The sequence below is a fragment of the Bradyrhizobium sp. Ai1a-2 genome, from assembly GCF_000426245.1.
Taxonomy (GTDB): domain Bacteria; phylum Pseudomonadota; class Alphaproteobacteria; order Rhizobiales; family Xanthobacteraceae; genus Bradyrhizobium.
Genome location: NZ_AUEZ01000030.1, coordinates 1 through 22,290, shown reverse-complemented (window position 1 = coordinate 22,290; position 22,290 = coordinate 1). Strand labels below are relative to the sequence as shown.

Annotated in this window: 19 protein-coding genes; 10 read left to right on the top strand and 9 right to left on the bottom strand. The window is 64.6% G+C overall.

Going from position 1 to position 22,290, the window contains the following annotated elements; translation table 11 throughout:
- Nucleotides 1-38 precede the first annotated feature (38 nt).
- The 3 genes from K288_RS0119595 to K288_RS0119585 all read left to right on the top strand — a co-directional run bounded on the left by K288_RS0119595 (nt 39) and on the right by K288_RS0119585 (nt 4,460).
- Nucleotides 39-1,211 (top strand): phosphoserine transaminase, encoded by a 1,173-nt coding sequence (locus K288_RS0119595; RefSeq protein ID WP_027581091.1) that lies wholly within the window; start codon nt 39-41, stop codon nt 1,209-1,211.
- Between the two features lie 212 nt (nt 1,212-1,423).
- Nucleotides 1,424-3,013, top strand: coding sequence for a phosphoglycerate dehydrogenase (gene serA, locus K288_RS0119590; protein ID WP_027581090.1), 1,590 nt, complete (start codon nt 1,424-1,426; stop codon nt 3,011-3,013).
- A gap of 274 nt (nt 3,014-3,287) precedes the next feature.
- Nucleotides 3,288-4,460 carry an acetyl-CoA C-acyltransferase gene (locus K288_RS0119585; protein WP_027581089.1) on the top strand — a complete coding sequence of 391 codons (1,173 nt, stop codon included), beginning with the start codon at nt 3,288-3,290 and terminating at the stop codon, nt 4,458-4,460.
- A gap of 212 nt (nt 4,461-4,672) precedes the next feature.
- Here the strand turns inward: K288_RS0119585 and K288_RS0119580 are convergent, their stop codons facing one another.
- The 5 genes from K288_RS0119580 to K288_RS54795 form a co-directional block, all read right to left on the bottom strand.
- Entirely contained in the window at nt 4,673-6,028 is a 1,356-nt protein-coding gene (locus K288_RS0119580; RefSeq protein ID WP_027581088.1) for an esterase-like activity of phytase family protein, read from the bottom strand.
- Nucleotides 6,029-6,239: 211 nt separating this feature from the next.
- On the bottom strand, nt 6,240-7,034 hold the full coding sequence (locus K288_RS0119575; RefSeq protein WP_027581087.1) for a heme ABC transporter ATP-binding protein: 795 nt from the start codon (nt 7,032-7,034) through the stop codon (nt 6,240-6,242).
- Complete coding sequence (locus K288_RS0119570; RefSeq protein ID WP_027581086.1) at nt 7,031-8,131, bottom strand: iron chelate uptake ABC transporter family permease subunit; 1,101 nt, start codon at nt 8,129-8,131, stop codon at nt 7,031-7,033. Before K288_RS0119570 ends, K288_RS0119575 begins: the two co-directional genes overlap by 4 nt.
- Nucleotides 8,128-9,078 carry a hemin ABC transporter substrate-binding protein gene (locus K288_RS0119565; RefSeq protein WP_027581085.1) on the bottom strand — a complete coding sequence of 317 codons (951 nt, stop codon included), beginning with the start codon at nt 9,076-9,078 and terminating at the stop codon, nt 8,128-8,130. Before K288_RS0119565 ends, K288_RS0119570 begins: the two co-directional genes overlap by 4 nt.
- Nucleotides 9,079-9,085: 7 nt before the next feature.
- Nucleotides 9,086-9,292, bottom strand: coding sequence for a hemin uptake protein HemP (locus K288_RS54795; RefSeq protein ID WP_051334625.1), 207 nt, complete (start codon nt 9,290-9,292; stop codon nt 9,086-9,088).
- Between the two features lie 261 nt (nt 9,293-9,553).
- Between K288_RS54795 and K288_RS0119555 the strand changes: the two genes are divergently transcribed.
- The 6 genes from K288_RS0119555 (at nt 9,554) to K288_RS0119530 (ending at nt 15,259) form a co-directional block, all read left to right on the top strand.
- The gene (locus K288_RS0119555) at nt 9,554-11,947 is read left to right on the top strand and encodes a TonB-dependent hemoglobin/transferrin/lactoferrin family receptor (RefSeq protein WP_027581083.1); all 2,394 of its coding nucleotides are present in this window, start codon (nt 9,554-9,556) and stop codon (nt 11,945-11,947) included.
- Nucleotides 11,948-12,130: 183 nt separating this feature from the next.
- Nucleotides 12,131-12,466, top strand: coding sequence for an antibiotic biosynthesis monooxygenase (locus K288_RS0119550; protein ID WP_027581082.1), 336 nt, complete (start codon nt 12,131-12,133; stop codon nt 12,464-12,466).
- Nucleotides 12,467-12,477: 11 nt separating this feature from the next.
- The gene (hutX, locus tag K288_RS0119545; protein ID WP_027581081.1) at nt 12,478-12,990 is read left to right on the top strand and encodes a heme utilization cystosolic carrier protein HutX; all 513 of its coding nucleotides are present in this window, start codon (nt 12,478-12,480) and stop codon (nt 12,988-12,990) included.
- Nucleotides 12,991-13,013: 23 nt separating this feature from the next.
- Entirely contained in the window at nt 13,014-13,811 is a 798-nt protein-coding gene (exbB, locus tag K288_RS0119540) for a tonB-system energizer ExbB (protein ID WP_051334624.1), read from the top strand.
- 3 nt (nt 13,812-13,814) lie between these two features.
- Nucleotides 13,815-14,261 carry a TonB system transport protein ExbD gene (gene exbD, locus K288_RS0119535; RefSeq protein WP_027581079.1) on the top strand — a complete coding sequence of 149 codons (447 nt, stop codon included), beginning with the start codon at nt 13,815-13,817 and terminating at the stop codon, nt 14,259-14,261.
- A 167-nt stretch (nt 14,262-14,428) separates the two neighbouring features.
- The gene (locus K288_RS0119530; RefSeq protein ID WP_027581078.1) at nt 14,429-15,259 is read left to right on the top strand and encodes an energy transducer TonB; all 831 of its coding nucleotides are present in this window, start codon (nt 14,429-14,431) and stop codon (nt 15,257-15,259) included.
- A 151-nt stretch (nt 15,260-15,410) separates the two neighbouring features.
- Here the strand turns inward: K288_RS0119530 and K288_RS0119525 are convergent, their stop codons facing one another.
- The 4 genes from K288_RS0119525 to K288_RS0119510 all read right to left on the bottom strand — a co-directional run bounded on the left by K288_RS0119525 (nt 15,411) and on the right by K288_RS0119510 (nt 19,943).
- Nucleotides 15,411-16,307: a carbohydrate ABC transporter permease gene (locus tag K288_RS0119525; protein WP_027581077.1), complete on the bottom strand. Its 897-nt coding sequence runs from the start codon at nt 16,305-16,307 to the stop codon at nt 15,411-15,413.
- Nucleotides 16,300-17,256 (bottom strand): sugar ABC transporter permease, encoded by a 957-nt coding sequence (locus K288_RS0119520; protein ID WP_027581076.1) that lies wholly within the window; start codon nt 17,254-17,256, stop codon nt 16,300-16,302. Before K288_RS0119520 ends, K288_RS0119525 begins: the two co-directional genes overlap by 8 nt.
- Nucleotides 17,257-17,420: 164 nt before the next feature.
- Nucleotides 17,421-18,761 (bottom strand): extracellular solute-binding protein, encoded by a 1,341-nt coding sequence (locus K288_RS0119515; protein ID WP_027581075.1) that lies wholly within the window; start codon nt 18,759-18,761, stop codon nt 17,421-17,423.
- Nucleotides 18,762-18,899: 138 nt separating this feature from the next.
- Complete coding sequence (locus tag K288_RS0119510) at nt 18,900-19,943, bottom strand: C-terminal binding protein (RefSeq protein WP_027581074.1); 1,044 nt, start codon at nt 19,941-19,943, stop codon at nt 18,900-18,902.
- A gap of 235 nt (nt 19,944-20,178) precedes the next feature.
- On the opposite strand from K288_RS0119510, the gene K288_RS0119505 reads away from it, so the two are divergent.
- A complete protein-coding gene (locus tag K288_RS0119505) occupies nt 20,179-21,864 on the top strand; it encodes a methyl-accepting chemotaxis protein (protein WP_027581073.1) in 1,686 nt (561 codons plus the stop codon).
- Nucleotides 21,865-22,290: the final 426 nt, after the last annotated feature.

Genomic DNA, 22,290 nt, shown 5'->3' with positions numbered 1-22,290 from the left:
TCTCCCCACCGAGAGGCAGCTATCTGGAAGGGTAGATCATGACTGCAGCGAAGCCCGCTTCGCGGCCGAACGTGCCGCATTTCTCCTCCGGCCCCTGCGCCAAGCGCCCCGGCTGGAATCCCCAAAATCTCAAGGACGCCGCGCTCGGCCGCTCGCATCGCGCGAAGATCGGCAAGGCCAAGCTCAAGCAAGCCATTGAGCTGACGCGCGAAGTGCTGGAAGTGCCGGCCGACTACAAGATCGGCATCGTTCCGGCCTCCGACACCGGCGCGGTCGAGATGGCGCTGTGGTCGCTGCTCGGTGCGCGGCCCGTCACCACGCTGGCCTGGGAATCCTTCGGCGAGGGCTGGGTCAGCGACATCGTCAAGGAACTGAAGCTGAAGGACGTCACCAAGCTGAACGCCGCCTATGGCGAGATCCCCGATCTTGCCAAGGTCGACCCGGCTACCGACGTCGTCTTCACCTGGAACGGCACCACCTCGGGCGTGCGCGTGCCGAACGCCGACTGGATCAGCGCCACCCGCGAAGGCCTCACCATCTGCGACGCAACCTCGGCGGCGTTTGCGCAGCCACTCGACTGGCCGAAGCTCGACGTCATCACCTTCTCCTGGCAGAAGGCGCTGGGCGGCGAGGCGGCGCATGGGATGCTGATCCTCTCGCCACGCGCGGTGGAGCGGCTCGAGACCTACAAGCCGGCGTGGCCGCTGCCGAAGATCTTCCGCATGACCAAGGGCGGCAAGCTCAACCAGGGCATCTTCGAAGGCGAGACTATCAACACGCCGTCGATGCTCTGCGTCGAGGACTATCTCGACGCGCTCGACTGGGCGAAATCGATCGGCGGCCTGAAGGCCCTGATCGCGCGCGCCGATGCCAGCACCAAGGTGCTCGCCGACTGGAAGGCGAGGACGCCGTGGATCGATTTCCTGGCCAAGGATCCCGCGATCCGCTCCAACACTTCGGTGTGCCTGAAGATCACTGATCCCGCGATCACCTCGCTGACGCCGGACCTGCAGGCCGACTTCTGCAAGAAGCTGGTCGCCCTGGTCGAGAAGGAGAATGCGGGCTTCGACTTCGCGCATTACCGCGACGCGCCGGCGGGCCTGCGCATCTGGTGCGGCGCCACCGTGGAAGCCAAGGATGTCGAGCTGCTCACGCAGTGGATCGACTGGGCCTTCGCCGAGACCAAGGCACAGCTGCCGAAGGCGGCGTAGCTTTTTCACCTCTCCCCGTTCTTACGGGGAGAGGTCGGATTGCACAGCAATCCGGGTGAGGGGTCTCCGCTCGCACCTTCGCCTGTGGCTGCCCCTCACCCCGACCCTCCCCCCGTAAGAACGGGGAGAGGGAGAAGAAATCGATCCGGGACATTCACTCATTCCGGCCTGTGGGCCGCACCTTCCTTCGGGGAAGGTAGAGGATCATTCAGATGTCAAAACCGAAAGTTCTCATTTCCGACGCCCTTTCTCCCGCCGCCGTGCAGATCTTCAAAGATCGCGGCGTTGAGGTCGACTTCCAGCCCAATCTCGGCAAGGACAAGGAAAAGCTCGCCGAGATCATCGGCAACTATGATGGCCTTGCGATCCGCTCGGCGACCAAGGCAACCGCCAAGATCATCGAGAAGGCCACCAGGCTGAAGGTGATCGGCCGCGCCGGCATCGGCGTCGACAATGTCGAGATCCCGGCTGCGACCGCCAAGGGCATCATCGTGATGAACACGCCGTTCGGCAATTCGATCACGACCGCCGAGCACGCGATCACCCTCATGCTGGCGCTGGCCCGCGAGATCCCTCAGGCCGACGCCTCGACCCAGGCCGGCAAGTGGGAGAAGAACCGCTTCATGGGCGTGGAGATCACCAACAAGACGCTCGGCGTGGTCGGCTGCGGCAATATCGGCTCGATCGTCTGCGACCGCGCGCTCGGCCTGCGCATGAAGGTGATCGCCTTCGACCCGTTCCTGTCGCCGGAACGCGCCAAGGACATCGGGGTCGAGAAGGTCGACCTCGACGAGCTGTTCAAGCGCGCCGATTTCATCACCCTGCACACGCCGCTCACCGACAAGACCCGCAACATCATCGACGCGGCGGCGCTTGCGAAGATGAAGCAGGGCGTCCGCATCATCAATTGCGCCCGCGGCGGCCTGGTCGACGAGCAGGCGCTGGTGGATGCGCTCAATTCCAGGCATGTCGCGGGCGCCGCCTTCGACGTGTTCACCGAGGAGCCGGCGATCTCGAACATCCTGTTCGGCCATCCCAACGTGATCTGCACCCCGCATCTCGGCGCCTCCACCACGGAAGCGCAGGAGAATGTCGCGCTACAGGTCGCCGAGCAGATGTCGGACTATCTGCTCACCGGGGCGATCTCTAACGCCATCAACTTCCCCTCGATCACGGCCGAAGAGGCGCCGAAGCTGAAGCCGTTCATCGAGCTCGCCGAGAAGCTCGGCTCGTTCGCCGGCCAGCTCACCGAGAGCGGCATCATCAAGACCCAGATCACTTATGAGGGCCACGTCGCCGAGATGAAGATCAAGGCGCTGACCTCGGCGGTGCTGTCCGGCCTGCTGCGGCCGATGCTGGGCGACGTCAACGTCGTCTCCGCGCCTGTCGTCGCCAAGGAGCGCGGCATGGTGGTCGACGAGGTGACGCGCGCCGCGCAGAGCGACTATGAAAGCCTGATCACCGTGACCGTCACGACGGAACGGCAGGAACGCTCGGTTTCCGGCACCGTCTATCACGACGGCAAGCCGCGGCTGGTCGACATCAAGGGCATCCGAGTCGACGCCGAATTCGGCAAGTCGATGATCTATGTGACCAACGAGGACAAGCCGGGTTTCATCGGCAAGTTCGCGGGTCTGCTCGGCGACGCCAGGATCAATATCGCGACCTTCCATCTCGGCCGCGTCGCGCAGGGCGGCGACGCGATCGCGCTGGTCGAGGTCGACGGCCCCGTGCCGGCGGACGTGCTCGCCAAGGTGCAGGCGCTGCCGCAGGTCAAGCAGGTCAAGGCGCTGGCGTTCTGAGCGCAGGAGGTGTCAATTGCTGCGCCCTCGCCCCTTGTGGGAGAGGGCAGCTCCGCCGTCAGCACCAGCCTCATCCGGCGCTTCGCGCCACCTTCTCCCACAAGGGGAGAAGGGACGGCGGTCGCGCCGTTCGACCCACATATTCCGACCTGCGGAACTTGACGCCGCCTCCGGCAATCGGAGGCGGCGTTTGTCGTTTGGCGGGCGACAAAATCTGTGTACGAATGGGCCAAGACAGGTCATATCAGGCCATCCGAACAAGGGAGAAAACACAATGCGTGAAGCCGTTATCGTTTCCTATGCACGCACGGGCCTGGCGAAGTCCGCCCGCGGTGGGTTCAACATTACTCCGCCGATGTCGCTGGCGGCGCACGCCATCAAGCATGCCGTCGAGCGCGCCGGCGTCGACAAGGAATATGTCGAGGACTGCTATCTCGGCAATTGCGCCCATGGCGCGCCCAATATCGGCCGCCAGGCCGCGCTGCTCGCCGGCCTGCCGAAGTCGACCGCCGGCGTCTCGGTGAACCGCTTCTGCTCCTCGGGGCTGCAGACCATCGCGATGGCCGCCAACTCGATCCGTTCCGATGGCGCTGAATGCATCGTTGCCGGCGGCGTCGAGAGCATCTCGATTCCGGGCGGCGGCACGCCGAAGGAGTCGGTCGATCCCGAGCTGCTCAAGACCGCGCCCGACATCTTCATGGCGATGATCGACACCGCCGACATCGTCGCCGAGCGCTACAAGCTGAGCCGCGAATACCAGGACGAGTTCTCGCTGGAGTCGCAGCGCCGCATGGCCGCCGCGCAGCAGGCGAACAAGTTCAAGGACGAGATCGTCCCGATGAAGACCAAGATGAAGGTGGTCGACAAGGTGACGAAGGAAGAGAGCATCAAGGACTATGTCGTCGACCGCGACGAGTGCAACCGTCCCGACACCACGATCGAGGGCCTTGCCAAGCTCGAGCCGGTGAAGGGCCCGGGCAAGTTCATCACCGCCGGCAACGCCAGCCAGCTCTCCGACGGCGCCGCCGCCGTGGTGCTGATGGAAGCCAAGGACGCCGAGAAGCGCGGGCTGGAGCCGCTGGGGCGTTTCGTTGCCTGGGCGACCGCGGGCTGCGAGCCGGACGAGATGGGCATCGGCCCGGTGTTGGCGGTGCCGAAGCTGTTGAAGCGCCAGGGCCTGAAGATCGACGACATCGATCTCTGGGAGCTCAACGAGGCCTTCGCCAGCCAGTGCCTGTACTGCCGCGACCAGCTCGGCATCGATCCCGAGAAGTACAACGTCAACGGCGGCTCGATCGCGATCGGCCACCCCTTCGGCATGACCGGCGCGCGTCTGACCGGTCACCTCCTGCAGGAAGGCCGTCGCCGCAAGGCCAAGTGGGGCGTCGTCACCATGTGCATCGGCGGCGGTCAGGGCGGTGCGGGCTTGTTCGAGATCTATAGCTGAGTTTCGGCTCGGCTGAACGCCAAATAAACGAAGCACGGCGCCCCAAGCGCCGTGCTTTTTTGTGCGTCACGCTCTCTTTTTCCGTCATTGCGCGCGCAGCGAAGCATCCCTTGTCAGCCCAGGACTGATGGATCGCTTCGCTGCGACCGTGACCGCGGAGAGAGCCCCTCACCCCGACCCTCTCCCGTGAAGAACGGGGAGAGGGAGGCTACTCACTTCGCCTTCAGGAAGTCGCCGACTTCCAGCAGCACGAACTCGTTGTCGTCGGCCTTGTTGGGGTCGCGGCTCGAGGAGAACGGCAGGTTGTTGTCGTTGCCGACGATGATATGGGTGTCGTCGACCTTGTCGACGTTCTCGATGGTGAAGAACGGGAACGTGAGCACGCCATCATTGAGCGGCTTCTTCGCCTTCTTGTCGGGGTCGCGGATCTTCATCAGGTCGATATAGCCGACCTTGCGCACGGGCTTGCCGACATTGGCGTCCGAGAGCTCGATCTTGTAGACACGCTTGAACTTCGCAAGATCCGCAAAGCAGTTTTCGCCACGCTGTCCCTGCGGGCAGGCCTTGTCCGCGGTGCCTTCGCCGTTGTCGCGCTCGATGATCAGGCCGGCGATCCCGTCGATCATGTTGAAGTCGCCGATGGCGTTGCCGTTCTGCTCGAACACATATTGCCAGTAGCGGCCGGTGAATTTTTCGTTCGCGACATCGAACTCGAGGATGCGCGAGGCTTCCTTGCCGTCGACCTTCTCCCAGTCCTTCTTCTCGGCATCCCACAACGGGCCTTCGAGCAGGCCGTACAGGAACTTGCCATCCTTCGAGGACGCAAAGCCCTCATAGCCCTTGGAGCGGCGCAGGTTGACGGTGGTGTAGCTCGCGCCCGGCGCGCCCGGCGACTGCACCGACCAGTGATCGGGCGAGCGCACCGGCTTGCCGTCGGCGAGGCTCTCGAACACGGCCAGCACCTTGCCGGTCTTGTCGGCCTTGATCACGTAGGGCCCGAACTCGTCGCCGATCCAGAACGTGTCGCCGATGATCTGGAAGCCTTCGGTGTCGAAGTCGGCGCCGGTGAGATAGCGCTTGGCGGTGTCCTCATGCACGATGCGGAACGGCACCTTCTTGTCGGGATCGTGCAGGAAGACGGTTTCCTGACGCTCGACCTTGCCGCTCGCCCAGTCGATCTTGTGCCGGTTCAGGTACAGCATCGAATCCGGCGAGTTGTAGCGCGAGCCCATGCCGTTGTCGGTGAGCACCCAGAACGTGCCGTCCGCCGTCACCTTGATGCCGGAATGGCCCTGCAGCGGCTGGCCCTTGAATGGCAGCGAGACGCCGGTCGGCCGGTCAGCAGACTTGCCCATCACGGTGCCGATGGCGTCGACGCGGCGGCCGGTGGTGTACTTGCCCGAGGTTTTGAGATCGTTGGGTGCATCGGCAGGCGCGTCGATGAAGCTTTCCGCCGGAAGCACGGCGTGGCCCTTGAGGGTCGCCGGATATTCGCCTTCGCCCTGCGCGAACGCGGCTCCCGAGAGCAGCACGATGGACGCGACAGAGCTGAGCAGTAATTTGCGCATGTTGATCTCCCCTGAAGATGAACGCCGCGGAGTTCTGGGAGGTGCGTGTTACAGGCGGCTGACAATTTCGTGACGGCTAGAGCTTATTCGGTTCTGATGGAATCAGAACCGAAGCTCTAGATTCTTTCTCTTGACGCGTTTTCTTCACGCGAACCGGTGTCCACTTCGCTTGAAAACGCTCTAACGATTGGCGCTGGATATGCCTGCGACGTTACGTCACCGGCCGCATCGTCTGCGGCAGCAGGAAAGGTATGCCGCCGTCGGTATGGGCGATGGTCGCATCGACCTCGAAGATGGTGCGGATCGTCTCGGCAGTCATCGCCTCGCTGCGGCCGCCATCGACCGCAAGCCGACCGCGGTGCAGGAGAACGAGGCGGTTGGCAAAGCGCATCGCAAGGTTGAGGTCGTGCAGGATCGCGATCACGGCGGTGCCATTCTGCGCGCGACGGCGCGCTGTCTCGACCAGATCGATCTGGTGCCTGAGGTCGAGGCTCGAGGTCGGCTCGTCCAGCAGCAACAGGCCGGGGCCGTTCAGCGCTTCGCCGCAGGCCAGCTGCACCAGCACGCGGGCGAGATGCGCGCGCTGCTGCTCGCCGCCGGACAGGGTCGGCAACTGGCGATGGCGAAAGTCTCTCAGCCCGACTTCGTCCAGGGTTGACTCGACCAGCGTCGCCACCGTCGCGCGCGAACTATCGCCCGCGCCCATGTAGACGATTTCCTCCACCGTGAACGGGAAGGTGACGTTGACATGCTGCGACAGCATCGCGCGATGCCGCGCCAACTCGCGCGGCAGATAGGCGCGGAGCGCGCGCTGCTTCAATTCGACCGTGCCGCGCGTCGGCGTGATGTCGCCGGACAGCATGCGCAGGAGCGTCGACTTGCCGGCGCCGTTCGGCCCGACGATCGCGATCATCTCGCCCGGATTGACGCTGAGATCAACGGCATCGACGAGCGTGGCGCCGCCGACCACCACCGAGACCGAGCTCGCCTGCAGCATCGGTGTCATAGCGAAACCAGGCTGCGCTGCCGCAGCAGGATGGCAAGGAAGAACGGCGCGCCGACCGCCGCCGTCAGGATGCCGATCGGCATTTCCGCCGGTGATACGATGGTGCGGGCCATCGTGTCGGCGCCGACCAGGAGCACAGCCCCCAACAGAACGGAAGCCGGCAGCAGCAGCCGGTGCGCCGGCCCAATCACGAGCCGCAACAGATGCGGCACCACGATGCCGACAAAGCCGACAACGCCGCATACGGAGACCGCGACCCCCGTCATGGCCGAAACCAGGATGATGGCGATCCGTTTCAAGCGCTCGACGTCGACGCCGCTGTGAAAGGCCTCGGCCTCGCCGAGCACGAGGACATCGAGCCCGCGCGCGATCGATACGCACGCGACCAGCGCGACGGCGAGCACCGGCGCCAGCGTCGCGATCTTGCCCCAGGTCGCGCCGCTCATCGAGCCCAGCATCCAGAAGGTGATGTCGCGGAGCTGCCGGTCGTCGGCGATGAACACCAGAAGCCCGATGCCGGCATTGGCGATGGCAGCGATCGCAATTCCCGCCAGCAGGAAGATCGCGATCGAGGTCCGTCCGGCGCGGCTCGCGATGCTGTAGAGGACGATCGTCGTCACGAGCGAGCCGGCGAACGCCGACAGCGGCAGCAATTGGTGCTGCATGAAGCGAACGCTCTCGCCGATGTGGCTGTCGGTGAAGACGATCGCGGCTGCCGCTGCAAAGGCGCCTCCGCTGGAGACGCCGACAAGCGCGGGATCGGCGAGGGGATTGCGAAACAACCCCTGCATGATCGCGCCAGACGCCGCCAGCAGGCCGCCGACGATCGCGGCAGCGACGATCCGGGGAATCCGGATCGACCACAGCACGAGCTGGTCGCGCGCGACCAGCGGATTGGCCGCACCGTCGCTCCACAGGCCGAGCGCGGCGGGAAGACGGGCGAGGGGGATTCCGGCCGCACCCAGCGTCACCGCAATGAGCGCAGCACTGAGGAGCGCAGCACACAGGCAAAGCAGCGTCAGCGATGCCGATGGGCGCAACGAGCGCTTGATACGACGATCGGAGGTCCCGCCGCGCGCGTCCGCCAAGGCGCTCATTGCCGGCAATTCGCCGTAAGCGCCGCGGGCTCGAACTTCTCCGCCTGCGGCGCCAGCGCCGGATATAGCTTGGTCGAGAGGTCACGGGCTGCAGCCGCCGTGCGCGGCCCGAAGCCAAGCAGATAGAGCCCTTCCATCGAAATAAAACTCTTGTTCGCCGCGACCGGCGTCAGCGCGAAGGCCGGATGCGCATAGATTGCCTCGGCCTCCAGCGAATCCTTGCCGCGCTGGATCGACAGCACGACGTCGGGCTTGGCGGCGACGATCGCCTCGTCGCTGATGATCTTGTAGCCGTCATAGCCTTCGACCGCGTTGACGGCGCCAGCGAGCTGGATGATCTCGTTCGCCGCCGTCTTCTGGCCGGCCGCCATGGCGCGGCCGTTGAGCAGCGACATCACGAACATCACCCGCACCGGCTTCGTCACCTTGGCGCGCAACTCCCGCAATTGCGCGAGATCATGCGCGACGGCGGTGGTCAGGCATGCGGCGCGCGGATCGGCATCCATGGCGTGGCCGACCAGCTTGATCTTGTCGAGCAATCCCTGCTCGGAGAAGGTCTCGGGCACCAGCACCAGGGGCACCTTGGCCGCTTCCAAAACGTCCATGGCTTCCTTCGGCCCGGAGCCCTGCACCGCGAGCACCAGCGAGGGATTGAGCCCAAGCACACCCTCGGGCGAGAGCTGGCGCATATAGCCGACATTGGGTTTGTCACGCAGCGCGGTGGTCGGATAGAGGCTGGTCGCATCGACGCCGGCGACACGGTCCTCGAAGCCGAGCGCATAGAGGATTTCGGTGATCGCCCCGCCGATCGAGACGATTCGCGAGGGGTTGTCGATGATGACGTCGCGGTCGCGCGCATCATGCACGGTGGTGCTTGCGGCGACTGCCGTCTCAATGGGCACGAGGCCGGCGATCAGCAGGATTGCGAGCGTGCGACAAAATGCCATCGAGGGATCACTTGGTCAGGATCAGCTTGTTTTGCGAGGTCAGCCGCAACCGATAAATCTCTTCGCCATGCGCGATGATGATCTCCCGTTCGCTCTGAAACAGCTCGCGGCTGTCGATCCGGTTGCCGGTCATGGAGAGGTTTCTTACGGCAGGAGAAGCATTTCCTGCGCGCCCCCCGGCGCCGTCGATACTGTCTCCGGAAGTTGTCGCCATATCCTCTTTGCTGCGCCCCCAAACGTTCTCTGGATGGCTGTTTGTATAGTTCGCCGGCACTGCAATCCAATCACTGCAGTTTACAATCAATATAAACTGCGCCGTGCCGTTATTGACCACTTTGTTACCGCGACGTAACGAATGTGAACGTGACGCGGGCGGGTGGTCCGCGCTGTGTATTTTGGTAGCCAGCAAGCCGCTCGCAACATTTCGCGAGCGCACGCCAGCCAGACCCAAAAGCAGATCTTTGGATTGGGGCAAATGGCTGACGGGGCTAGGATTTCGCGCGCCCTCATTTTGGGCGCATCAGTGGTTTCAATTGGGTTGCTGCTTTCCGAGTCCGGGTTCGCCCAGACCGCGGATGCGCCGCCGGCTGGTCGCTCGTCCGAGCGCGCCAAGCAGGCGAAGCGCAAGCCGGCAAAGCCGAAAGTCGAACAACAGGCGGCGGCGCCTGTGATGAATGCGCGTGCGCAGATCGGCGGCACGCCGGTGCAATCGCTCGACACCATCACCGTCGCCGCATCGAAGATGGAGGAGCGCGCGATCGACGCGCTTGCTCCGGTCAGCGTGGTCACGCTCGAGCAGATCCAGGGCCGCCAGCCCAGCAGGATCGGCGACCTCCTCTATAATCTGCCCGGCGTCTGGGTGCAGGATCGCGGCGACGAGCCGTCGACGTCAATCAACATCCGCGGCCTGCAAGACTTTGGCCGCGTTGCGGTCGTGGTCGATGGTGCCCGGCAAAACTACCAGCGCACTGGTCACTTCGCGAACGGCTCCTTCTTCCTCAATCCGGAACTGATCAGCAGCATCGACATCGTGCGTGGTCCGACCGCCAACATCTACGGATCCGGTGCGATCGGCGGCGTGGCCTCGTTCCGCACCAAGGACATCGAAGATGTGGTGCGCGCCGGCGAGCGCTGGGGTGTCGACTACAAGAACGTGTTCGGCAGCAATGAGGGACGCTGGCTCACCTCGGCTTTCGGCGGCGTTCACGTCAATCCCAATGTCGATGTGTTCGCGGGCGGCACCTACAGCACGCAGGAGAACTACAAGGACGGCACCGGGTTTGAGGTCGCCAATACCGGCAACCGGCTGTCCAGCGGCATTGCCAAACTGACGGTGCGCCCGGCCGACGGACACGAAGTCAAGCTCGGCACCATCTTCCAGGAAGACATCTACAGCGTCGGTCAGCCGCCGCGGCGCGCGGGCGATCCCAATTCGACCAACGCGAACGGCACCAACAACCTGTCCGGCACGTCGATCTACGCGAGCAACGTGAAGAACTACACGACGACGCTGGGCTGGACCTATTCGCAGCCCGATGACCGGTTGTTCGACTGGGATGCGAAGGTCTACTGGAATCGCACCGAGAACGACCAGATCAAGACCTTGCACACCAGCGCCACGCCATCGGCTTTCTGCGGCGGCGTGCCCGGCAACGCTGTCTCCGGCTGCATCGGCAGCAATCGCGGCTACCTCCTGGATACGTATGGTGTCGATATCCACAACACCTCACGCTTCGACCTGTTGGATTGGCATAATGCCATTACCTACGGTCTCGACGCGTTCCAGGACGAGGTGAGCACGAACGACAGGAGCGGAACCTCGGAGGTGACGACGCCGGGCGGCCGGCGCACCGTGTCGGGCGGCTTCGTGCAGTGGAAGTCGAATTACCTTAACCTGGTCGAGACCATATCCGCGCTGCGTTACGACAATTACCAGCTGGAATCGGGAACGACCTCCTCCAGTGGCGATCGCCTGTCGCCGAAGATCACGGTCGGGCTGATGCCTGCCGCGATGCTGACGCCCTATGCCAGCTACGCCGAAGGCTACCGCGCGCCGTCGATCACCGAGACGCTCGTCAACGGCCCGCATTCCGGCGCCACCGTCAACGACTCGTTCTTCCGCTGTCCGTCGGGCACGCCGGGACCTGGCGCCGACTCGACATTCTGCTTCGTCCCCAATCCGAACCTGAAACCCGAAATCGGCAAGAACAAGGAGATCGGCTTCAACCTGAAGAAGAACGACCTGTTCCTGCCCGGCGACAGCATCCGCGGCAAGTTCAACGTCTTCCGCAACGACATCGAGAACTACATCGATCTGGTGTCGTTCGGACCTCCGCTGGTGGTTCCGACCGGTCCGCCGCCCGCACCGCGTATCACCGTGTTGCCCTTCGTGCAGTACCAGAACATCGCCGAGGCCCAGATCCAGGGGTTCGAAGCCGAGACGATGTACGACGCGCGCACCTGGTTCGTCGGCGTTGCCGGGAGCTACATGCAGGGCAAGAACCTCCAGACCGGCCTCGGGCTCTACAGCATCCCGCCGCAGAAGATCACCACGACGGCGGGCGTGCGCCTGCTCGACAACACGCTGGTGATCTCCGCGATGTGGACGTCGGCCCAGGCCAACAACAATATTCCCCCGACCTTCACGCCGGCGACTTCTTACGATCTCGTGAACCTCTACGTGGCCTACACGCCGACGCGCGACCTGGTGCTCAACTTCTCGGTCGAGAACCTGCTGGATCAATATTACCGGCCTTACGCCATTCCGGTCGGCTCCACCGGCGACACGCAGAACGACGTCAAATGGGCCAGCGCAGGGCCGGGCATCGTCTTCAAGGGCGGCCTGAGATATCACTTCGGAGGCATCTGATCGAGGAACCGGAAGCCCTGACGGGCTCGCCACCATCATCCGCGCCGCCGGCCGCGCTGATGCCCCAGCGCGGCCTGGTGCGTTCTTGTTTTCAACCAACTTAACCGGCAGGCTGCGCAAGCGGCGCAGCGCCGAAAACCCAACAAGCGGCCAGCGCCGCAAATCTAGAAGGAGAATTTGACAATGTTCATCGCGATGAACCGGTTTCAGGTGAAGAAGGGCTCGGAGCAGGCCTTCGAGGCGGTGTGGAAGACGCGCGAATCCTATCTCGGCGATACGCCCGGCTTCGTGGAGTTTCACCTGGTGAAGGGGCCGGAGGCGGAGGACCACACGCTCTATGCGACGCATACGGTGTGGGCGAACAGGGATGCGTTCGAAGCGTGGACCAAGTCGGAGAACTTCCGCCGCGCGCATTCGCGTGCCGGCAACGAGACCGGCGGCAGCCTCTATCTCGGCCATCCCAAGTTCGAGGGATTTGAGGTGCTGATCACCGAGCGCACCACCAGCGCCGCGGCGTGATGGTGGTGTGCATGGCGGGCAGCGAGCACGATCTCAGGGCCTACATGGCCGACAATTCCGGCCCCGTGATCGAGGACGTCGCGCGCGAGCGAAAGGTCTCGCCGCGCGCGGTGATCGAGGCGCTGCCGGACGAGATGGTGCGGCTCGGCACTGGCGGCGAATTCGCCACCGCCATGCGGGACATCGCCGGTTGGGGCGAGGTAACGCTGATCGTCCACACCGACGATGCGATCTTCGAGTTCACCGGCGCCATACCCGCCGGTGAGATCGGCCGCGGCTATTTCAACCTGATGCAGCCGAAGGGCCTGCACGGCCATTTCCGTCACGAGCGTTGCGGGGCGATCGCCTTCGTCGAGCGCCCCTTCATGGGCAAGTCGTCGGCCTTCATCGCCTTCATCAATGTCGATGGCGGCATCATGTTCAAGCTGTTCGTCGGCCGAGACGACACCCGCGCGCTGCGCGGCGACCAACTCCAGCGTTTCCGTGCCCTCGCGGAGCGGATCGCGCCGGGCAGGGCGGACTGAGGAAGCAACGTCGCGAGGCGATCATGCGAACATGGCTCGATGGATTTTGCCGGCACTCGATAGTGACGGCGTCGATCGCCTCTACCACGTTGTTGTGTCCGGCTGCTTGCTTCGCGGCTGACGATAACGCGCTATTGCCGCGCAACCTCTCGCCCTGGGGTATGTTCCTGAGCGCCGACATCGTGGTGAAGGCGGTCATGATCGGCCTGGCCCTCGCCTCGCTGGTGACGTGGACGATCTGGCTGGCGAAGACCATCGAGATCCGCCGCAAGACGGCGCTGGCAAAAGCGCGCCTGCGCCTGCTCGAGAAAGATACCGTGCTGGCCGAGTTGGAGCAGGCGAGCCGCGGCGGTGGCGACGCCGTAGCGCAGATCATCCAGTCCGCGGCGCGCGAGGCGAGCCTCTCCGGCGGCGTGTTCGACGACGGCTTCAAGGAGCGCACCGCGCTCCGCCTTGAGCGGGTCGAGGCCGCGATGGCGCGGCAGATCGCCCGCGGCACCGGTGTGCTCGCGACCATCGGCGCCACGGCGCCCGTTGTCGGCCTGTTCGGCACGGTCTGGGGCATCATGAACTCCTTCATCGGCATCTCCGAGGCGCATACGACGAACCTCGCGGTGGTCGCGCCGGGCATTGCCGAAGCGTTGCTTGCGACCGCGCTGGGGCTGGTCGCAGCGATCCCAGCGGTCGTGATCTACAATCACCTGACGCGGTCGATCGCCGCCCATCGCGCCCTGCTTGGAGATGCCTGCGCGATGGTGCTGCTGCTGGTCAGCCGCGAGGGCGATCGCGGCCTGTTTCGGCTCGCGCGCGCCGCGGAGTGAATGATGGGCGTCAAGCTCGGGGCGGGCAGTGCAGGGGGCGGTCGGTTTCGGGCCGAGGACGATCTCGTCGAGGCGCATGAGATCAACGTCACCCCCTTCATCGATGTCATGCTGGTGCTGCTCATCATCTTCATGGTCGCGGCGCCGCTCGCCACCGTCGACCTTGGCGTCGACCTGCCCGCGAGCACCGCGGAGCCGCAGCCACGCCCAGACAAGCCGGTGTTCGTCACGGTGAAGCCCGACCTCTCGGTCGCCGTCGGCGAGGACATCGTCGCGCGCGATGCGCTGGCCACGACGCTGGATGGCGCCACCAAAGGCCGCAAGGACGAGCGCATCTTCCTGCGCGCCGACAAGGCGGTGAGCTATGGCGAGTTGATGGAGGTGATGAACGTGCTCCGCAACGCCGGCTATCTCAAGATCGCGCTGGTCGGCCTCGACGGCCGAAGCTAGAGCATGAAGAGATCCGGCCGAATTGCATCCGCGATGAATGCTGCGCTCCCTCTCCCGCTTGCGGGAGAGGGCTGGGGTGAGGGTGTCTCCACGATGGGACCATCCGTGGGGAGAGAGCCCCCACCCGGCGCTTCGCGCCGACCTCCCCCGCAAGCGGGAGAGGTGAAGTGAACGCCTTCGCGCTGCATGACGTCACCGACCACGCCACATTGCGGCGCTGGGGCATCTCGGCGCTCGCCATCCTCGCCACGCATGCGGCGCTGATCGCGGCCGGCATGAAATGGTATCGCGAGCAGCCGCTGCCCGGTGTCGCCCTGCCTGCGATCATGGTCGACATGGCGCCAGCGACGTCAGCGCCGCAAACGACGCCGCTGGACCTCGCGCCAGGTCCGGTGATGCAGGCGGCCGATGCTTCTCCGCCCGAACCGGTGCAGCAGCAGGTGGTGGAAGAGCTGATCCCGCCCGCACCCCCGCAAGAGAAGCCTGACGTCGTCGCGCCACCCGAGCAGAAAATGCAGCCGACGCCGCCAACGCCTGAGCTCGCAAAGCCCGTTCCCGACCGCAAGCCGACGCCGGTCAAGCCCAAGGTGGTCCGTCCCGACGCGAAGAAGCCGACTGAGGCTCCGCCGGCGCCACGCACCACCGCGTCACCTCGCGTCGAGCGCCAGGGCCCGACGATGTCCGCCGTCAGCAGCGGCGCATCCGCAGCCGCCGTCGCCTCCTACAATCAGATCGTCCGTGCCCATCTCCTGCGCTTCAAGCAATATCCGCCTACTGCCAAATCCGCCGGACAGCAGGGCATCGCCAGCGTGGTTTTCACGCTCGGCCGCGGCGGACAGGTGACGTCGAGCCGGCTCGGCCGGTCGTCGGGCAATCCGGCGCTCGATGCGGAGGTGGTCGCGATGGTTCGCCGCGCCCAGCCGTTTCCGCCGTTTCCCGCCGACATGAAGCACCCCGCAATGGGCTTCAACGTCCCGATCGCATTCTCGCTACGGTAGGTCACCTCTCCCGCTTGCGGGAGAGGTCGCTGCGCGTAGCGCAGCGGGTGAGGGCTCTCTCCCCACGGAAAGCCCCATCGTGGTGACACCCTCACCCCAGCCCTCTCCCGCAGGCGGGAGAGGGAGCGCAGCATGCATTCCGGATGCAGCGCTATTCCTTCACCGCGCCTGTCAGCGAGGACACGTAGTAGTCCACGAACAGCGAGTAGAAGATCGCGACCGGCAGCGAGCCGAGCAGCGAGCCCGCCATCAGCGCACCCCATTGATAGACGTCGCCGGAGACGAGCTCGGTCAGGATCGCGACCGGCACGGTCTTGTTGGCGCTGCTCTGGATGAAGGCGAGCGCGTAGATGAACTCGTTCCATGACAGCGTGAACGAGAAGATGCCGGCCGAGATCAGGCCGGGCACGGCCAGCGGCAGCGTGATCCGGCGCAGGATCTGCAGCCGTGTCGCGCCGTCGACCAGCGCGCATTCCTCGAGCTCATAGGGGATCGACTTGAAATAGCCGATCAGGAGCCAGGTGCAGAACGGCACCAGGAAGGTCGGATAGACCAGGATCAGCGCCAACGGGCTGTCGAACAGGCCGAACTGCACCACCACGGTGGCGAGCGGAATGAACAGGATCGACGGCGGCACCAGGTAGGCGAGATAGATGCCGAGGCCCACATAGGGACTGCCGCGGAAGCGCAGCCGCTCGATCGCATAAGCTGCAAGCGTGCTCGCGAGCAGCGACAGGAAGGTGGAGCCGATCGCCACCAGCATCGTCGTCTTCAGCCAGCGCGGATAGGCGGTGTTGAACAGGAGGTGCTGGATGTGCGCCAGGGTCGGCGAGGAAATCCAGAACGGGTTGTGCTCCTTGTAGTTCAGGAGCTCCGCGTTCGGTTTGAACGCGGTCACCGCCATCCAGTAGAACGGGAACAGCAGGATGATGACGAAGCAGGCGAGCGGCAGGTAGATCATCATCATCCGCCGGGCGCGGGAGTCCCACGCCATGGTGTCGGGAGCGGCGCTGGCGACGTTGGTGGGTTGCGCGACCGCGTCAGTCATCGCTCTCTCCCTGCTGCCATTTGCGCCGGGCCAGGCCGAAATAGCTGAACAGCGTCGCGAACACGAGGAACGGCACCATCGACACCGCGATCGCCGCACCCTCGCCGAGTTCGCCGCCGGCGATGCCGCGCTGGAACGCCAGCGTCGCCAGCAGGTGCGTCGAGTTCACCGGACCGCCGCGGGTGATGGCGTAGACCAGCTGGAAATCGGTGAAGGTGAAGATGATCGAGAACGTCATCACGATGGCGAGGATCGGCATCATCATCGGGAATGTGATGTAGCGGAAGCGCTGCCAGGAAGAGGCGCCGTCCAGCATCGCCGCCTCGTACAGCGAGGGCGAGATGGTCTGCAGGCCCGCCAAGAGCGAGATCGCCACGAACGGAATGCCGCGCCAGATGTTGGCCGCGATCAGCGAGAATCGCGCCGGCCATGCCGAGCCGAGGAAATCGATATTGGTCGTGCGCCAGTGCAGCACATCGACCAGCAGATAGGAGATGATCGAGAATTGCGGATCGTATATCCACCAGAATGCCAGCGCCGACAGCACCGTCGGCACGATCCATGGCAGCAGCACGATGGCGCGCAGGATGCTCTTGAACGGGAAGTGGTTGTTGAGCAGGAGCGCCAGCCAGAAGCCGAGCGCGAATTTCCCGAAGGTCGCGACGCCCGTATAGAACACGCTGTAGAACACCGCGCCCCACCACAGGGGGTCGCTGAGCAGATACTGGAAGTTCTCCAGTCCGACATAGATGCCGCGCCGCCCGATCGTGGTGTCGGTGAAGGCGAGCCAGACGCCGAGCCCGAGCGGATAGGTGAGGAATACGAGAAGCAGCCCGATCGCCGGCGCGAGGCAGACGATGATCAGGAACGGCTTGTAGTCGAGCAGGCGCGCGAACCAGTTCGGCTGGCGCAGCGCGAGGCCTCGGGGAGAAAGTGTGGTCACGGACATGAATGCGTGTCCTGTGCTGATCGAAAGCCTACGCCATCATTGCGAGCGCAAGCGACTTGTCCGCCGCAGCCCAACGGGCGAAGGCGGAAGCAATCCATCTCAGCGCTTGCGGAGACATGGATTGCTTCGTCGCGTTGCTCCTCGCAATGACGGCGCTTGTCGGTTCACCGCCGGAAGTACCGCTTGCAGCGCCGCTCGGCTTCCGCGGCGGCGGCCTCCGGCGTTGCGGCATCGGTCGCGACCGAGGCGCACATCTGCACCAGCACGTAGTCGGCATTGACGGCGCCGGTCGCGGTGGAGATCGGGCCCTTGTAGCCGGCGTAATACTGGCTCTTCATCGTGTCCTTGAAGATCTTGACCTTGGGATCGCCGGACCACACCGCGGCATCGGCGTAGGCCGCGAGCGGCTGCGCCCAGTACCCGCTATTGGCGTTGAGCCACGGCTCGTACTGCTCCTTCTCCAGCATGAACTGCAGGAAGGCCTTGGCGGCGTTCGGATAGGGGCTGTGCTTGAACACCATGGCGTTCAGCGTCAGGCCCGCCATTGGCGTGGTGCTGGCAAGGCCCTTCGGCAGGAACTGGTGCTCGGTATCCTCGGCGATCGCGGCAGTCGCCGGATCGTTCTTCAGCGCGAAATAGAGCGAGACGCCGTTGGCGGTCAGCGCGATTTCCTGCGAGGAGTAGGCGCGGTTGTTGGAGACATCGTTCCAGGACGGTGTGCCCGCGATGAGGGTCGGATACAGCTCCTTCAGATATTTCAGCGCGGCCACCGTCTCCTTGCTGTTGATGGTGACGTTGCCTTCCTCGTCGAGCAGGGACGCATTGTGCGACCACAGGATCCAGTTGGCAAAGCCGTTGCCGTCGCCGACGGCGTTGCCGAGCGCAAAGCCTGCGGGCTTGCCGGCCTTCTGCAGCTTGCGGCAGACATCCAGGACGCCGGCATGGTCTTCCGGAATCTTGTCATAGCCGATCGATTGCAGCACCGATTTGCGGTACACCAGCGGACCGCTGCTGGCGCCGAACGGCAATCCGATCCACGCATTGCCCTTGGCGCGCTTGCCGTATTTCTGCGCCAGCGTCTGCCAGCCGCCATAGCGCTTGCCGAGATATTCGGCGACGTCGGTCAGTTCGATCAGCTTGTCGACATAGATGTGCGGCGCGTCGGAGAAGCCGATGATGATGTCGGGACCGGCACCGGAGTTCGAGGTCACCGCGGTCTGCTGGTTGATGTCTTCCCAGCCGACGAAATCGACCTTGACCTCAACGCCCATCTTCTCGGTGAATTTGGCGGCGTTGGCGCGGAACACGTCTTCGTCGGTCTTGACGAAGCGCACCGGGCGCAGCATCCGCAGGCTCGCGCCCTTCTCGATCGGCAGCGACGGTGCGGGCGCGTCGGCCGCCTTGACCAGCGATTCCGTTGATTGCGCCGAAGCGCCGGTTGCCGCCAGTGCCGCGGCCGAGAGGCCGAACGCCAGCGCGTCACGACGTGTGAGGTCGTTCCCCATAGTCTCCTCCCTGTTTATCGTTCCCGGCGTTACTCGCCGGTGAACGTGAGCTTCGGCCCAGATGGGGCCGAAGCGATCGCCTTGAGACTTTTGCCCCGCGCAATTTCCGTGTCGCGGGAAACGCGCGTTCCCCGCCGGCTAGCTGTTCGGGCCGCGATCCATGCTGACAGGCTGCCAGCGCCGGAGCGAGGTGTTCTGCAGCACCGACGGATTGACGCAGCTTACCGGCCACAGCCCGGAAAGCACCAGTGACAATTCGTAGCCCACGCGCCGCTTGCGCGCCTCATCGAAACGTGCAGATGCGGAGGCGACATGGGCGGTCAGCGTGACGTTGTCCATGCGGAGCAGGGGGTTGTTGTGCGACGGCGGCTCCTTCTCCAGCACGTCGAGCGCGGCATGCGCGATCCAGCCCTCCTGCAGCGCCTTGATCAAGCCTTCCTCGTCCACCGTGGCGCCGCGTCCGGTATTGATGAAGATCGCGCTCTTCTTCATCTGCCGGAAATGCTTCTCGGTGAGCATGTGATGCACCTCGGGGCGCGCCGGCGCATGCATCGAGACGAAGTCGGATTGCGACAGCACTTCCGACAGCGTCGCCGGCAGCACGTTGTGTTCCGACATCAGCGTTTCCTGGATGAACGGATCATAGGCGATCATCCGCAGGCCGAATGGCGCTGCCCGCTTTGCCACCGCGCGCGCGACGCGACCGAACGAGATGAAGCCGAGCGTCTGACCCATCAGGCGCGGAATTTTCAGCAGCGCCGGGCGCCCTTCGGCCCAGCGCCCGTCGCGCACCATCTTGTCCTGCTCGACCAGGCGGCGGAAGCCGGCAAGCAGCAGCATCATCGCATGGTCGGCGACTTCCTCGATGAAAGTGTCGGGGATGTTGGTGACGGGGATGCCGCGGGCGGTTGCCGCCTTGACGTCGACGCTGTCGACGCCGACGCTGCCGAGCGTGATCACCTTGCAGTTCTCTAGCGCATCGATGACGGCTTTGGTGATCGGCATGCCCTTGGCGTAGATCGCATCCGCCGTCCTGGCCGCCGCGATGAATTCCGCCTCGTTGGCGGGCGCCTCGACGATCTCGGCGCCGATCGGATCGAGCGCTTCCTTCTCATAGTCGTAGCCGCCGCCAGCCACCGTGAAGCTTGCGCCCTTCGGCGTCACCACCCTGAATTTCGACATCTCCTGCTCCCGATTTGCTTCTTCGGTTGTTGGTTCTTCTATCGCCGCCGCGACAACCCGCCGCTGCCTCGTCTTCGCGAACCGAAGCACTCCGCGCCGTTCCCGGTTGCCTTGAGCGCGGCTGTCCCGGGCTTTTACGGAGAGGATTCGTAACCTGACGCTAAAGGCTCTCACATTAGGGTGGGCCGAATCAATCCGCCAAACATGCAAGCGCGCCATTCCCTGGAGACGCCCTGTGAAGCTGACCAACCTCAAGATCACCCCCAAACTCGGCATTTTGGTGGGGGTGACCATCCTTGGCCTGTGCGCCGCCGGCGTCCTTGCGAGCCATCTGATGCAGCGCGAAATGATGAACGCGCGCATCGACCAGACCAGGGCGATGGTCGAGATGGCCGTGAACATGGCGGCCGGCTTGAAGAAGGAGGTCGATGCCGGGCGGATGACCAAGGAGGCGGCGCTCGCCGAACTCGGCAAGCGCGGCAACTCGATGACCTATGACAAAGGCTCCGGCTACCTGTTCGGCACCTCCTATGACGGCATCACCGTCCTTGCCCCCGATCCCAAGCAGATCGGCACCAACCGGATGGACGTGGTCACCAACGGCCGCAAGCTGTCCCGCGAATTGATGGATGGCGTGAAGGCAAAGGGCGAAGTCCTCCTGACTTACGAATATGTGCGGCCCGGCGAGCAGAAGCCGATCCGCAAGATCGGCTATGCCGTCGCCGTTCCCGGTTTCGACATGTATCTCGGGACCGGAGCCTATATCGACGATATCGACGCCAAGCTGGCGCCGATCGCCTGGCTGCTCGGGCTGTCGATCCTCGGCATCGCCATTATCTCCGGCTCGATTGCCTGGCTGATCGGGCGCAGCATTACCAGGCCGCTTGGCCAGCTCGGCACGAGGATGCGGGAACTTGCCGACGGCAGGCTCGACGGCGATATTCCCGGCGTCGGCCGCGGCGACGAGATCGGCGCCATGGCGGCGACCGTGCAGATCTTCAAGGACAATGCAGTTCGCATCCGCGGCCTCGAGCAGGCGGAAGCGGAGACGCAGGCCCGCGCTGCAGCCGAGCGCCGTGCCGCGATGGAGAATATCGCCAACGATTTCGAGCGCAGCATCTCAGGCGTCGTCCGTTCGGTCGCGAGCGCTGCCGCCGGCATGCAGACCACAGCGCAATCGATGACCGCGACCGCGAGCGATGCGAGCGCGCGGGCTGCCACCGTCGGCGCTGCGTCCCAAAGCGCCTCGAACAACGTCGGCACCGTTGCCGCCGCGGCCGAGGAACTGTCGAGCTCGGTGAGCGAGATTTCCCGCCAGGTCGCTCGCTCCAGCGAGATCGCGAGCAAGGCGGTGGGCGATGCCGAGCGAACCAACGCCACCGTGCAGGCGCTCTCCACCGGCGCGGAAAAGATCGGCGAGGTGGTGAAGCTGATCCACTCGATCGCCGCGCAGACCAACCTGCTGGCGCTCAACGCCACGATCGAAGCGGCCCGTGCCGGCGAATCCGGCCGCGGCTTTGCGGTGGTCGCTTCAGAGGTGAAGGCGCTCGCCAATCAGACCGCGAAAGCGACCGAGGAGATCTCCGCCCAGGTCGCCGCCATGCAGGCTTCCACCACGGAGGCGGTCACCTCGATCGGCAGCATCACCGAGACGATCGCGCAGATGAGCGAGATCACCGCCAGCATCTCGACCTCGGTCGACCAGCAGGGCGATGCGACGCGTGAGATCGCGCGCAACATCCAGCAGGTCGCGGCCGGCTCCAGCGAGATTTCCACCCATATCGGCGGCGTCACCACGGCTGCCGCCGCCACCGGCACGGCGGCCTCCGACGTGCTGTCGAACGCCCGCGAGCTCGACACCCAGTCCGGCATGCTCCGCAACGCGGTGGACCAGTTCCTGACGAAAGTGCGTGCGGCGTAGGCCTCGAATCGTAGTTGTGTAGGGTGGGTTAGCCGAAGGCGTAACCCACCATGCCCCATCCGCTGCAAAGTGGTGGGTTACGCTTCGCTAACCCACCCTCATATGGGGCTTTGTGAGTCAAGGCTCTCAACGAACAAGCATGGGTCGGTTTTTTGCGGTGAGAGGGCGGCGCGCGAAGCCATGCATAGCGCAGCGCGACGACCGGCCCCCGGGCGAGGATTGGCTTCCGAAGATTTCTGCAGCTCACTGCATCACCTCATATCCGGTCGGATGTTTGATCCGTACCCACCTTCCGCATGCTTGCGGCGAGGAAGCCTGAGAGGATGAGACCCATCTACAAAACGGCTTTGTTCAGCCCCTGGGTGGCACGGTCATCATCCATCCTGTACGGGGCGCGCGGCGTAGAGCCGGCGGGCCCTGGTTGCG